The sequence below is a fragment of the Caballeronia sp. SBC1 genome (assembly GCF_011493005.1).
In the GTDB taxonomy this organism is placed as follows: Bacteria; Pseudomonadota; Gammaproteobacteria; order Burkholderiales; family Burkholderiaceae; genus Caballeronia.
On record NZ_CP049159.1, the window covers coordinates 621,431 to 634,829 of the forward strand.

Annotated in this window: 9 protein-coding genes; 6 read left to right on the forward strand and 3 right to left on the reverse strand. The window is 59.3% G+C overall.

What is annotated here, in order from left to right; all coding sequences use genetic code 11:
- The first annotated feature begins 5 nt into the window (after positions 1-5).
- The 3 genes from SBC1_RS37770 to SBC1_RS37780 all read left to right on the forward strand — a co-directional run bounded on the left by SBC1_RS37770 (position 6) and on the right by SBC1_RS37780 (position 4,842).
- Positions 6-1,184: an acetate/propionate family kinase gene (locus SBC1_RS37770; protein WP_165107094.1), complete on the forward strand. Its 1,179-nt coding sequence runs from the start codon at positions 6-8 to the stop codon at positions 1,182-1,184.
- A 255-nt stretch (positions 1,185-1,439) separates the two neighbouring features.
- Positions 1,440-3,929: a plasma-membrane proton-efflux P-type ATPase gene (locus tag SBC1_RS37775; RefSeq protein ID WP_241202543.1), complete on the forward strand. Its 2,490-nt coding sequence runs from the start codon at positions 1,440-1,442 to the stop codon at positions 3,927-3,929.
- Positions 3,930-3,972: 43 nt separating this feature from the next.
- Positions 3,973-4,842 (forward strand): ADP-polyphosphate phosphotransferase, encoded by an 870-nt coding sequence (locus SBC1_RS37780; protein WP_165107101.1) that lies wholly within the window; start codon positions 3,973-3,975, stop codon positions 4,840-4,842.
- Positions 4,843-4,939: 97 nt separating this feature from the next.
- On the opposite strand, the gene SBC1_RS37785 is transcribed toward SBC1_RS37780, so the two are convergent.
- Complete coding sequence (locus SBC1_RS37785) at positions 4,940-5,095, reverse strand: hypothetical protein (protein WP_165107104.1); 156 nt, start codon at positions 5,093-5,095, stop codon at positions 4,940-4,942.
- 321 nt (positions 5,096-5,416) lie between these two features.
- Here SBC1_RS37785 and SBC1_RS37790 point away from each other — a divergent pair, with 321 nt between their 5' ends.
- From SBC1_RS37790 to SBC1_RS37800, 3 genes are all read left to right on the forward strand, one after another.
- Positions 5,417-6,295, forward strand: a complete 879-nt coding sequence (locus SBC1_RS37790) for a site-specific integrase (RefSeq protein WP_165107108.1) — start codon at positions 5,417-5,419, stop codon at positions 6,293-6,295.
- Positions 6,296-6,303: 8 nt separating this feature from the next.
- Positions 6,304-7,512 (forward strand): IS91 family transposase, encoded by a 1,209-nt coding sequence (locus SBC1_RS37795; protein WP_165989216.1) that lies wholly within the window; start codon positions 6,304-6,306, stop codon positions 7,510-7,512.
- Between the two features lie 1,431 nt (positions 7,513-8,943).
- Positions 8,944-10,728 carry a chloride channel protein gene (locus SBC1_RS37800; protein ID WP_165107482.1) on the forward strand — a complete coding sequence of 595 codons (1,785 nt, stop codon included), beginning with the start codon at positions 8,944-8,946 and terminating at the stop codon, positions 10,726-10,728.
- Positions 10,729-10,926: 198 nt separating this feature from the next.
- Here the strand turns inward: SBC1_RS37800 and SBC1_RS37805 are convergent, their stop codons facing one another.
- Positions 10,927-11,481, reverse strand: a complete 555-nt coding sequence (locus SBC1_RS37805) for a general stress protein (RefSeq protein WP_165107111.1) — start codon at positions 11,479-11,481, stop codon at positions 10,927-10,929.
- A gap of 167 nt (positions 11,482-11,648) precedes the next feature.
- On the reverse strand, positions 11,649-13,259 hold the full coding sequence (locus tag SBC1_RS37810; RefSeq protein ID WP_165107115.1) for an oleate hydratase: 1,611 nt from the start codon (positions 13,257-13,259) through the stop codon (positions 11,649-11,651).
- Positions 13,260-13,399: the final 140 nt, after the last annotated feature.

The window sequence follows — 13,399 nt, forward strand, 5'->3', positions numbered from 1 at the left end:
TGGTGATGAACGAGGTCATCGCCGTCTTTAACGCGGGCTCCACCAGCCTGAAGTTCGGCGCCTATGCGGTGGATGCTACCGGGTTGCTATCGCTGCGTTGTGAAGGTCAGATCGACAGCATGCAGGGCGACCCGCATTTCATCGTCAAGGATGCTGCTGGCAAGGTGTTGGGCGCCAATGAGTGGGGCAAGCGTCACACGATCGACCACCGGTTAGCGCTGCATTTCGTCATCGCGTGGCTCGAAGCCAACCTTGCCGAAACGAAAGTGATAGCGGCCGGGCACCGGGTGGTGCTCGGCGGAACGCGGTTTGATGGACCGGTCAGGATCGAAGGTGATGTACTGGACTACCTTGACTCGCTGTGCGCCATGGAGCCTTCGCACCAGCCCTTCAACGTGCACGGTGCCCGGGCCCTGGCCGAGGCATTCCCGGGCCTGCCGCAGGTTGCCTGTTTCGACACGTCGTTTCACCGCACCATGCCGGAGGTTGCGCAGACTTATGCGCTTCCCCAGGACGTGCGCGATGCTGGCGTGCGTCATTGGGGTTACCACGGTATCTCCTACGACTACATCAGCCGGCAGGTGCCGAAATTCGCCCCTGATGCGCGACGGGTGATCGCAGCGCACTTGGGCGGCGGTGCCAGCTTGTGCGCGATGCTGGACGGGCGTAGCGTCGAGACGACAATGGGCTTTGCTGGCGTGTCCGGCCTGCCGATGGCGACGCGCTCGGGCGACGTGCCAACCGGAGCACTGTTCTACCTGCTGCGGCGCAAGCTTTTCGACGTCGCGTCGTTAGAGAAGATGCTTTACGAGCGAGCGGGCTTGCTTGGATTGTCGGGCATCAGCGACGACATGCGGGTACTGCAGGAGAGCGAGGATCCACGGGCGGTCGCCGCGATCGATTATTTCGTATACGCGATGACGAAATACGTCGGCGCCTACACGGCCGTGCTCGGCGGGCTGGACGCGTTGGTGTTCACCGCAGGGATCGGGGAACACTCAGCCGCGGTGCGCGCGGCGCTGTGCGGCAAGCTGGCCTGGCTTGACGTGAAGCTCGACGAGCAGGCGAATACCGCGGGCGGCCCGCGCATATCCACCCCGAAGAGCGGGGTGTCGGTCTGGGTCATCCCGACGAACGAAGACCTGATGATCGCGCAGCATACCCTGGCGCTCATGCACCATTAGATTAACTAACTATCTTGGTGGCACGGCGAACGTGCCTCCCAAAGCCCGGCGCGAATGGACTACGCCAGGTGAAGCTGAAATGAACGGGGGACGGGACGGCTGCATCCAGCACCGCGCCAACTCTCCTACGTCACAAAGACAGAAGGAACACCCATCATGGCACCTGACAACGCTCCTTCCCAGGCTGGAGATTCCAAGCCGGGTTCCAAGCCGATTTCTAAGCCTGACCCGAACGAAGCGCTGAAGTCGCTGTCCATGCCGGATCTACAGGCAAAGCTGGGCTCGTCGCCGAACGGTCTCAGTCAGGCCGAGGCGACGAAGCGGCTCGCTCAATACGGACCTAACGAGATTGAAGAAAAGAAAACCAATCCGTTGCTGAAGTTCCTGTCGTATTTTTGGGGACCCATTCCGTGGATGATCGAAGCGGCAGTGATCCTTTCCGCGGTAGCCCGACATTGGCCTGACTTTGCCATCATCTCTGTGCTACTGCTGTCCAACGCGCTAGTCGGGTTCTGGGAAGAACGCCAGGCTGGCAACGCCATAGCCGCCCTGAAGGCCCAATTAGCGATTACGGCCAAGGTAATACGCGATGGCAAATGGGGTAGCCCGGCCGCGCGGGAGTTAGTGCCGGGTGACGTCATCCGCGTGCGCCTGGGCGATATCGTGCCGGCTGACGCGCGCTTGCTGGAGGGTGACCCGATCGAAGTGGATCAGTCCGCGCTAACGGGAGAATCACTGCCCGTCACGCGTAAAGCGGGCGAGGCCGTATTTTCCGGTTCCATCATTCGCCAGGGTGAAATCGGCGCGCTGGTCTATGCCACGGGCACGAACACCTACTTCGGCAAGACGGCTCAACTGGTGCAAGAGGCGCATACCGTCAGCCACTTCCAACGCGCCGTGCTCAAGATCGGCAACTACCTGATCATTCTCGCGGTGGTTCTGGTGGCCGCAATCGTTGTCGTCGCGATTGTTCGTGGTGATCCTATTCTCACCACATTGCAGTTCGCCTTGGTGCTGACCGTGGCCGCGATTCCCGTGGCGATGCCCACGGTTCTCTCGGTGACCATGGCCGTCGGCGCACGTCTGCTGGCCAGGAAAAAAGCGATCGTGACCCGGTTGTCGGCCATCGAGGAACTCGCCGGGGTGGACATCTTGTGCTCGGACAAGACCGGCACGCTGACTCAGAACAAGTTGACCCTCGGTGATCCATTCTGTGTCAACGACATTCCCGCCGATCAAGTCATCCTGAATGCCGCGCTCGCGTCGCGTGAGGAAGACAAGGACACGATCGATCTTGCGGTGATTGGCGGCTTGAAGAGCGATCAGGCCTTGAAGGGCTACCAGGTGGTCCATTTCCAGCCGTTCGACCCGGTGCACAAGCGCACCGAAGCCACGGTAAAGGGGACGGACGGAAAAGAGTTCAAGGTTGCCAAGGGCGCGCCGCAGGTGATCCTGGAGCTGGCGGCCAATGCCGCGCAGGTGAAGGCCGCCGTCGAGAAGGCCGTCAACGAATTCGCAACACGCGGCTTTCGTTCATTGGGGGTCGCTCGTGCCGATGGAGACGGCCAGTGGCAATTCATTGGCGTACTGCCCATGTTTGATCCGCCACGCGACGATGCCCGCGCAACCATCGCGACCGCGCGCCAGATGGGCGTAAGCGTCAAGATGGTGACCGGCGATGCACGGGCTATCGCCGAGGAAACTGCAAAAAAACTGGGCTTAGGCGCGAATATTCTTGATGCCAGCGGTTTCGGTGACGCGAAGCGTGTTGAGACGGCGCAGTTTGCGTCGTCCATCGAGAAGGCGGACGGTTTCGCGCAAGTGTTCCCCGAACACAAATTCCATATAGTCGATGTCCTGCAACGAGGCGGCCACATCGTTGGCATGACCGGTGATGGAGTGAACGACGCTCCTGCCTTGAAAAAGGCCGATTGCGGCATTGCTGTTTCGGGTGCAACCGATGCAGCACGGGCTGCGGCGTCCATCGTACTGATGACGCCGGGCCTCTCGGTGATCATAGACGCGATCAAGGAGAGCCGGAAGATTTTCCAGCGAATGAACAGCTACGCGATGTACCGCATCGCGGAGACCTTGCGCGTGCTGCTGTTCATGACGCTCTCGATCCTCATCTTCAACTTTTATCCGTTGACTGCGGTGATGATCGTGATGCTGGCGTTGCTTAACGACGGCGCCATCCTGTCCATTGCCTACGACAATGTTCACTACAAGGACCAGCCCGAGGCCTGGAACATGCGCCTGGTGCTGGGCATCGCCACGGTGCTGGGTATGGTCGGCCCCGTCGCCTCATTTGGCTTGTTTTTCCTTGGCGATCGCGTTTTCCATCTCGACCGTCCGCATCTCCAGACATTGATGTATCTGATGCTGTCGGTAGCTGGGCATCTGACGATTTTCCAGACACGCACGCGCGGCCCGTTCTGGTCGATACGTCCTGCGCGAATTTTGCTGTTGGCGGTGTTTGGCACGCAGGCGCTTGCGACGCTGATCGCGGTATATGGGCTGTTTATGACGCCAATCGGCTGGGGCTGGGCATTGCTGGTCTGGGGCTACGCGCTGGTGTGGTTCCTCGTGACCGACCCGGTGAAACTCCTCGCCTACCGGATTCTCGATCCCGTCAAAGCGCAGCCTAAGGTCGAAGGCAGCTCGGAGCCTCGACCCGAAGCCAAAGCCGGGCCTGAGCCCGAAGCCCACGCGCCGCTGCTGGTGAAGCCACAGACTACTAAATGAATCAACGAACGCTATCCGCGGCAAAGTCGCAGGAAGGAATACGATGAAAATACATTCGAAAGACTTTCGCGTACGCGAAGGGGACGAGGTCAATCTCGAAAAATGGCCAACGAAGGTTGATCCCGTCTACGAATCGAAGGAGCAATACCAGAAGCTTCTGGAAGAACATGTCGCTCAACTGAGTTCGATGCAACAGCTTCACTATGCATCCAACCGCCACGCCGTCCTGTTGATATTCCAGGCAATGGATGCGGCCGGAAAAGACGGTGCTATCAGGCATGTGATGTCCGGAGTCAATCCTCAAGGTTGCCAGGTATTCAGCTTCAAGCATCCGAGCGACGCTGAACTGGAACACGACTTCCTTTGGCGAACCACGCGTGATCTACCCGAACGCGGGCGGATCGGCATCTTCAACCGATCCTATTACGAGGAAGTACTAATCGTCCGCGTGCATCCCGAGATCCTTCGCAGCGAGGGGCTCCCGGACGCGGTTCATGACGACAAGACGCTCTGGCACGATCGGTACCGTTCAATCGCTGATTTGGAGAAACATCTTCATAGCAACGGGACTCGCATCGTCAAGTTCTTCCTGCACCTCTCGAAGGAAGAACAGCGCAAGCGCTTTCTGGCGCGTATCGACGAGCCTGAGAAGAACTGGAAATTCAGCCTCGCGGACATCAAGGAGCGCAAATTCTGGAAACACTATATGAAGGCCTATGAAGAATGCCTTAGCGCGACGAGCACAACGGATTCTCCATGGTATGTTGTTCCGGCCGATGACAAAGAGAACGCCCGGCTCATCGTTTCCAAGATCGTCCTCGATACGTTCGAAGGACTAAAAATGTCCTATCCGAAGACGAGTGCGGAGCGTCGGGACGAACTGCTATCGATCCGCAAGCAGCTTGAAGAATGATGACTCGAAATTGAGTGGCCATGCGGCGAAGAAGATCCGGCCGCCCGGTTGTAATCGATGCTCTGCGTTTACTGGAGCGTATCGGTGAAGGGGAGCGTTAAAAACCGTGGGGTAGCAGCTCTTCCACTCGTTGTGACTGGTTAAGGAGTGCAGCAACCTCGGCGGTCAACTCGTCCATGCGCTGCCTGAAAAGTGCGAGGCGTTCGCTTGGATCACTGTTGATCACAACACGCTGCACGCCGTCGATATGCATGCTGGCCCGTAGAGCCCGGTTACGCACACTTTCTTAAACAGAACTTAAGAAGGAAGTTAAGTCGTCCCTGTCAACGAGCTTTCCAACTATGTGGCTGCAAGTGAATGCACTATCGCCGGGGTCACTATTGGTATTAAATACAAAGTAGGAATTGTACTAAACCGCTGACGCGGTAGTGGGAGGGAAGCGGAGGTCAGTGCCTGGCGTTCGGCCAGGACGGTTATCGGATGCCTGGCCACGAGGAAGGGACGCGCAGGCGGGCAGGAGCAGCATGGAGGTGCCCGACCGGGCATGCCATCCCCTGTCTCCTGGAGGTTCGCCATGACACTGCTCCGCCAACGCATGCTGCACGACATGCAGATCCGCAACCTTGCTGTCAACACGCAGAAGACCTATCTCCTGCAGGTTTCCAGTTTCGCCCGACATTTCCGGCGCTCACCCGAGGTGCTCGGTCCCGAAGAGATCCGTGCCTGGATTATCCACCTGACCAACGAACGCAAGCTCGCGCCAGCCAGTGTCCAACTGGCCGTAGGCTCGCTGCGCTTCCTGTACCGCATCACGCTCAGGCAAGACTGGAGTGACGAGGATTTCCCGTTGCCCAAACGGCCCCTGAAGCTGCCCGTCATCCTGAGCTTCGAGGAAGTCACGCGCTTCTTCGAGTCGATTCCCAGCCTGAAACAGCGCGCCATCCTGATGACGGCCTATGCGGCCGGCCTGCGTGTCTCCGAAGTCGTGCATCTGAAGGTCAGTGATATCGACAGCCAGCGGATGATGATCCGTGTCTGCCAGGGTAAAGGCCGTAAGGATCGCTACGTAATGCTCTCTCCGCGTCTGCTCGAGGTCCTGCGACTGTACTGGCAGGACGCCCACCCGAGGGAATGGCTCTTTCCAGGGAGTATTCCGGGGCGGCCCATCACCCGCCATGCCGTGGGCGACGCATGCCACCTTGCACGTGAGCGCAGCGGCATCACGAAACCCGTTACGCCACATTCTTTGAGGCACGCATTCGCCACTCATCTGCTGGAAACCGGTGCTGATGTACGCAGGATCCAGCTGCTCATGGGACATCGCAGCATGGCGACCACGGCACGGTACCTCAAGCTGGCGACGAGCACCGTGTGCGCCACCACCAGTCCCTTCGACCTGCTGCCGCATCCCGCACCCGTTCCACCCCAGCCGCCTGCGCCCGAGTACTTCTGAAGCCGGCGATGCGACCGGCGCTCGAGGTGGCGGACATCTTCCGCCGCTGCGGCCCTCACTACCGGCAGACCCATGCCGACGCCCTCAGTCGTGCCCAGCACCGCGCGATGAGCGCCATCGAGCTATGCCGCACCGCCGCGCTCGGCGGTCATGTCGAGCAGTGCGATGCCTGCGGCCATCAGCGCATTGCCTACGACTCGTGTCGCCATCGCTGCTGTCCGAAGTGCCAGTCGCTTGCCCGCGCGCAATGGCTCGAACGCCGGCGCGCAGAGCTGCTTTGCGCGGTCGAGTATTTCCACGTCGTCTTCACACTCCCCGAGCCCATCGCTGCGCTCGCGTACCAGAACAAGAAGACCCTCTACGATCTGCTTTTCCGCACCAGCGCCGAGACGCTGCGCACGATCGCCGCCGATCCGAAACACCTGGGCGCGGAAATCGGCTTCATCACGGTCCTGCACACGTGGGGGCAGAATCTGCTACACCATCCGCACGTGCATTGCGTGGTACCGGGCGGCGGCATCGCCCCGGACGGCGAACGCTGGATTGCCTGCCGGCCAGGCTTCTTCCTGCCCGTTCGGGTACTCTCGCGGCTCTTCCGGCGGCTCTTTCTCGACCAGTTGCACCGCGCGTTCGATGCCGGCGCGCTGCGCTTGCATGGCCAGCTCGAGCCGTTGCGTGATCCGCGAGCGTTCGCCGCCTGGCTCGCGCCCGCTGCTCACGCGGAGTGGGTCGTCTACGCGAAACCACCGTTTGGGGGCGCCGCACAGGTGCTCGATTACCTGGGCCGCTACACGCATCGCGTCGCCATCTCGAATAACCGGTTGCTGCGCTTTGATGGCGATTCGGTCCTCTTCCAGTGGAAGGACTACCGTCACGAAGCCCGCCACCGGACCATGACGCTCACCGCCGACGAGTTCATCCGCCGCTTCCTGCTGCACGTGCTGCCCGTCGGCTTCAAGCGCATCCGCAGCTACGGGTGTCTCGCCAACTGTCATCGGGCAGACCGCCTCGCCACCTGCCGGCGGCTGCTCGGCGTCGAGCCGCCCGCCGCTGCGTCGCCCGCCGTCGGGGAAGACTACCGTGACCGTTACCTGCGGCTCACCGGCAAATCACTTCGCGACTGCCCAGTGTGCGGCAAGGGCCAGATGGTCCGCATCGAAGGCGGTGTGCCTGGCATCCTGCCGCGCGCTCCGCCTGACCCGAGCCATGTGCACTGACCGGTATCAGCACCACCCCGAGCACGTTGGTCTTCCCCTATGCGGCCAACGCGAACCGACTCGTGCCTTAGCGTCGTCGCACCATCACAATGCCGTGAAACTGCGCACTACCTGCCCGTTGACCCTCGAATTCCCGCTGTCTTCGCGCGGCCGGCTCTTTCAGACCGCCTCGTTCCAGCGTGCAATGGCCAGGCGCCCGGTAGTGCGAATTACCGCGCCGTTCATTCAATGCCCATAGAAGCAAACGCCTGCGGAGCGGTTTAGCACAAACATTTTTTTGATTACCGATCGCGGACTGGCCCCGACCGGCCTCCTCACGCATCAGTAGCCGCGATCGCCAACCAAAAAAATCTCTGCTGTTGAAGCGCCATCGCAAAGCCTTGCCGGATAGCAATGCTCGCAGCGGTGCGAAAGGTTCGTGCCAAGTAACGCTTTTAAGCGAGGTGATCATCCTTCGCAGGGGAGGCTCCAATGAGATTGATACATGGATTCGATTTGATTCAGAAGACGATCAAGAATGCCCTTCATGACGTCGCGGCCGAGATATCGAGCGAGTACAAATCGCTCGCGGGGGAGCAGCCAGCGGCGGAATGGGCACTTGTCTACAGGACTGCCACGGGTTTCTGTTGTGTCTATCATGACCGCTCCGTTGAGTTTAAAGAGATGCTCGATGTTCAGATATGGGCTGAGGAAAACGAGGTCCAAACTTACTATGTCGGACTATGATCGACAATGGTACATCCACTTTTCGGAAGCCTTGGCGCAGGCCGCCACGCGATGCAAAGCTGTTACTTTCTCAGATATCGAACGTGACTGAGGCGGTTGAATCGCGATGAAGGCTCGGTGAATTGTAGTCAGTTGAATGTCGTCGTAACTGGTGTCGCGAAGCGATTTTTAAGGGGAGCTTGGACCTATCCAAAGCCGCATCAGCCTCAGCCAGAATCGAGGGCTCGCTAAGCCGGTGTCGTTCGCCGGCCCGCAAACGAGGTCGCGTTGTTCTCTTTCGTGCCGTTGCTTTTATCCGGTCACCAGAAGGTCATGCAGCAGACGCATTGCTCGTCGGGTTTTCTCTCTCGCCAGGCCGTGAACGCGGACCGGCTGCGGGCGCGAGCATCGGGTATCCGGAGGAAGCGCCTTTCAATGTGTGGCGACGCTTAGTGCGACAGCCGAGTAGTATGCGGATGAGGCGTCTGCAATCGGGGCTGGCTGTGTGATCTTCTACGCCTGCGTGTTCAACGGCGTTGGCTCACATATTGAGTCGCCTGCAAGTCAATGCATTCTGCCGGTGTGTGACTCGACTATTTGAGTTCCTACCGAACCGTGCGCGTTGGATGAAGGAGGTGTGTGATGTCCGAGCATTCCGAGTTGGACGAAGAGTCCCCGGGCATCGACGATCGGCATGTCAAGGTCGCCGCGGTGCAGCCCAGCAACATGAATACGTCCAATGACGATTCGGTTCAACCGCTACCAGTCCGGTGGTTATGCGTACTGGCCTTTGTTGTCGGGATTGTTACCGGACTTGGAGCGATCGTATTTCGCGCTCTAATTGGGCTAGTCCACAATGTTCTGTTTCTCGGCCAATTTTCCTTCACGTACGACACCGGTCATTTCACGCCGGCCGCTCCGTGGGGCGCGCTGGTGATTCTGGTTCCGGTGATCGGCGGAATCGGCGTCACCTGGATCGTGACGAAGTTCGCACCGGAAGCGAAGGGACATGGCGTTCCGGAAGTTATGGACGCGATTTATTACAAAAGCGGGGCGATTCGGCCTGTTGTGGCTTTGGCGAAATCGATCTCGTCCGCCCTTGCAATCGGTTCGGGCGCAGCAGTGGGGCGTGAAGGGCCCATTATTCAAATCGGTTCGGCGCTGGGATCGACGTTTGGTCAGTTCATCAGGATGACTGCAGGGCAGCGGATCACGCTTGTCGCTGCCGGAGCGGGCGCGGGCATTGCGGCGACTTTCAACACGCCGATCGGCGGAGTGTTGTTCGCTACCGAACTGATGATGCCCGAGATCAGCGTCAACACGTTTTTGCCGGTCGCGATCGCGACCGGCACTGCAACGTTCGTCGGCCGGCTCTTTTTCGGAGCGGCACCGGCGTTCTTCGTGCCCGTCCACCTCGGGGCGATCCCTAACGAGCCGAGTAGCGCATTCACCTTCGTACTTTACGCGTTGCTTGGAGCTATCACGGGCGTCGCCGCCGCCATTTTAATTCGTTCGCTTCATTGGGCAGAGGATGCCTTCGAACGCATCCCCAACCCTTATCTACGGCATGGATTAGGTATGCTGATCGTGGGTGCCATGATGTACGCCCTGTGGCTTACCGCAAGCCATTACTATGTGGAAGGGGTTGGCTATGCGACGATTCAGGCGACGCTATACGGGCAACTCTCTGGTGGCGCATTTCTTCTTTTGCTTGCTGTCTGTAAGACAATCGCCACTTCGGTGAGCCTTGGTTCAGGTTCATCGGGCGGGGTCTTCTCACCCTCACTGTTCATAGGTGCAACACTCGGCGCATCGTTTTCCGCGCTGATTACGGCAATCGTGCCAGGCGCGCCAGTAAGTGCGCCCGCGTTTGCAATGGTGGGAATGGGCGCGATGGTCGGCGGCGGCACGGGAGCGGCCATGACTGCCGTCGCGATGATCTTCGAGATGACCCGCGACTATGACATCGTTCTTCCCATGATCATTGCCGTCGCGTTTAGTCTGGGTGCAAGACGCATGTTTTCGCGAGAGAGCATCTACACGCTGAAGCTTGTCAGGCGCGGACATCCTATTCCCAACGCATTGCACGCGAATATGTTCATGGTCCGGAGCGCGTCCAGCGTGATGGAAACTGACGTGCTCGTTCTCGACGAGACCACACTGTTTCACGACGGACTTACGAAGTCGGACCAGCCCGTTTTCCGGCATATCGTCGTGACCAGAGAGCGCGAAATTGTCGGCGTTTTGCGCATTAACACGGGTTTGCGCCGTGCGTTGAGTCAAAGCATCGCCAGCATTACGCTGGGTGCTCTCGCACAAACCAATTTCATCGTCGTGGGAGAGAGCGATGTTGCGTTTGACGTGATTACCAGAATGTGGAAACAGCGCGCGGTCATGGCGGTTGTCGTCGGACACGGCAAGGGGCATGCGCTTCCTCGTGTGCTGGGCGTTATTGCCAAAGAGCATATCGCCGACTCGGTGGCGAGCAGCGTAAAGATTTTCCCTGGTTAGCGATCGCGCAATGGCGATGAATTCTGCACTCCCTGCACAGCGACCACCTGCTGCAAATCAAGCGGACCGCCCATTGTTGTTAGCAAGTCTTTGTATACGCCAGGACGACCTCGCCGAAAGTATCGAAGGGGAGTGCTTCGATACTTTCGGCCTCAGGATCAACGCCCCATCTCGCGTACCGATGGGGATCGAGTTACATCAGAGGGCCGCTGTGACCGGCACTTCGTTCGCAGGCATCGCGCCTTCGTGAAGGTCCAACCGTACCGGCTTATGCGTTTGCAGGATTGTACGGGCGCGCGCCATCTCTTCCGCCGGGCCGTTCGCCATGACGATAAATCCATTGGCCTGCAGCGCGGTCTCGTAATGGATCACATGATCCTTCGGAACGCCTGCATTGAAGAGCGCGGCGCTCAGGGCACTGACACCGCCGACTACAACCGCGCCTTCGAGCGCGGATACCACGATGGAGGCAAGATAACCCACTACGACGACCGGTCCGATGATCGGCAGCGTCAGGAAGACACCGCCGAACAGGGCGCCCCAAAGCGCTCCCCAGAAAGCACCGTACTTGCCCCATATCTTCATGCGGTCGCCGGTGTTGTAGAAACCGACCACTTTTTCTTCAGTGTGATAGCCCTTGCCGACCACACTGAAATGTTTCATGTCAAAACCGTTTTCAATGAGCTTTCGCACAGCCGCATCGGCTTCGGTGTGGTCATTGAACGTGGCGATCAGAACGTCGTTACCAGTCATTTGCTTCTCCTTTTAACGCGTTGAATAGGGTGCAGAAAGGTTCGCGGGTGCAAACCCTTCCGCGCCAGTGTGTTTCGATGGTACCCACATAGCCCGCACGCGCGCAGGCTCGGAAACTACTCAGTGCGTGCCGTGCGTAGTGCGGCGATAAACGCGCCAGCTGGTCCCTAGAGGTCGTGCAGGGCCTCGAAGGCCTTGAACAGGACGCGCGGATCGAACTTGCCTTTATAGACGGCCGGCGGCGACTGCGCGATGTCAAGAAGACGATAGACCGCTGCCTGCGCCGAGCGAATCGAATACTCGACGGTGAAGACAACGTCATCCGGCAATTCGCAAAACTGTCCGGTAAAAGCCAGATTCACCGATCCCTGCGGCACGACCTCCGGCCGGTCGCCGTGTTCGCGCGGCATGAACTGGCTGGTAATGAAGGGCATCAGACATGGGATGCACACGGCGTGGTCGAGAACCGGAGCCGCATTGCCAGCCCGCAGATGCCCGAGTACCTCGGTCATGATCTCGCGGCCTGTACACTCGACCATCGGTTTCTTCACGAAGTCGCCTGGGCGATCGATATAGAGGCCGTATCCCCAGAACACCTGCACGTCGCTTGGCTGATCGATGAAATGCGGTTGATGCGGCAGGACGATCGACATGAGCCAGTTCGAATCCGCGAAGGTGATGAGGCCACCTTCGCCGGGCACATTGCCGGTGAAATCTCGGACCAGCTTGAAGAACGCAGGATCATGCAAGGTGGTCGTGAACGACAGCCACTTTGATTCATCGACGTGATCGGCGAATACCTCCGGGTGGCCGAAAGCGGGGCGGTTCAGCGCGATTTTGTTCCAGAGTGCCCAGGAATCGGTGCCTGAGCTGCTGTCCCGCACGGCGGCGCGATCCATACCGCCGAGCGTCGAGCCTTCGGTCATTGAACCCAGCGTGACGATCACCGCATCGCGCGGCCCGACGGGGATTGAAACGCTACGCCCTTCGCGCTCGCAGACGATTCCTTCCACGCGCGTTTCGCCGTTGGCTTCGTTAAGCACCAGATCGTTCACACGCGTGCCGAACTGGAACTGGACACCATGGTCGTCGAGCCATTTGCTCAGCGGCCGGACCATCGAGTCGTGTTGGTTGTAGACCGTGCGCATGATCCCGTGCAACTGGTTGAATCCCGACACCATGTGCACGAACCGCAGCAGGTAACGTTTGAATTCGACCGCGCTATGCCATGGCTGGAATGCGAAGGTCGTGCACCACATCAGCCAGAAGTGGGTCTTGAAGAAGGCTGGGGCGAAGTGGTCCGCTATGCGGCTGCGGCCGAGCATGTGCTCCGGTTCGATCGCAAGGCGTTCGAGCGTGAGGATGTCGCTTTCAGTAAGCCCGAACTCGGGTTTGTCGATCCGGTGGCCGTCGCGTACCAGACGAGACTTCGACGAAGTCTTCATCGTTTCATTCCAGTCCAGGATTTCCTGCGTGACCGTCTTGCTTTCATCGAGCGTCGGGATCGATGAAAACAGGTCAAACGTACATACGTACTTGCTCTCGAGCATGCGGCCGCCCCGCAGTACATAACCTTCTTGCGCGGAGCCCGCTGCGTCCAGACTTCCGCCTGCTACGCCAAGCGCTTCAAGGATCGTGATATTACGGCCCGGAACATCGGCATCGCGGATCAGGAAAGCGGCCGCGGCCAGCGATGCAATGCCGCCGCCCACCAGATAGAACTTGCTGTCTTCGGAGGAGAACGGCTTGGCCGAGCCGCCCGTGTACGCACGTTGCATGGAATCACCCTCATTGAGGTTGTGTTGAGCGATGTTGACCGATGGGCAGGAAAGCACCGCTTTGAAAGGTAGCGGTCCCACTTAAACCCGAGTTGATACAGATCAACGAGCGGGGCCATGCGGTCCCTATGCTGAAACAG

What these genes read in the sequence shown, in the direction of transcription:
- SBC1_RS37770 (WP_165107094.1), top strand. Translation starts at nt 6, where the DNA reads ATGAACGAGGTCATCGCCGTCTTTAACGCGGGCTCCACCAGCCTGAAG.
- SBC1_RS37775 (WP_241202543.1), top strand. Translation starts at nt 1,440, where the DNA reads ATGCCGGATCTACAGGCAAAGCTGGGCTCGTCGCCGAACGGTCTCAGT.
- SBC1_RS37780 (WP_165107101.1), top strand. Translation starts at nt 3,973, where the DNA reads ATGAAAATACATTCGAAAGACTTTCGCGTACGCGAAGGGGACGAGGTC.
- SBC1_RS37785 (WP_165107104.1), bottom strand. Translation starts at nt 5,095, where the DNA reads ATGCATATCGACGGCGTGCAGCGTGTTGTGATCAACAGTGATCCAAGC.
- SBC1_RS37790 (WP_165107108.1), top strand. Translation starts at nt 5,417, where the DNA reads ATGACACTGCTCCGCCAACGCATGCTGCACGACATGCAGATCCGCAAC.
- SBC1_RS37795 (WP_165989216.1), top strand. Translation starts at nt 6,304, where the DNA reads ATGCGACCGGCGCTCGAGGTGGCGGACATCTTCCGCCGCTGCGGCCCT.
- SBC1_RS37800 (WP_165107482.1), top strand. Translation starts at nt 8,944, where the DNA reads ATGAATACGTCCAATGACGATTCGGTTCAACCGCTACCAGTCCGGTGG.
- SBC1_RS37805 (WP_165107111.1), bottom strand. Translation starts at nt 11,481, where the DNA reads ATGACTGGTAACGACGTTCTGATCGCCACGTTCAATGACCACACCGAA.
- SBC1_RS37810 (WP_165107115.1), bottom strand. Translation starts at nt 13,259, where the DNA reads ATGCAACGTGCGTACACGGGCGGCTCGGCCAAGCCGTTCTCCTCCGAA.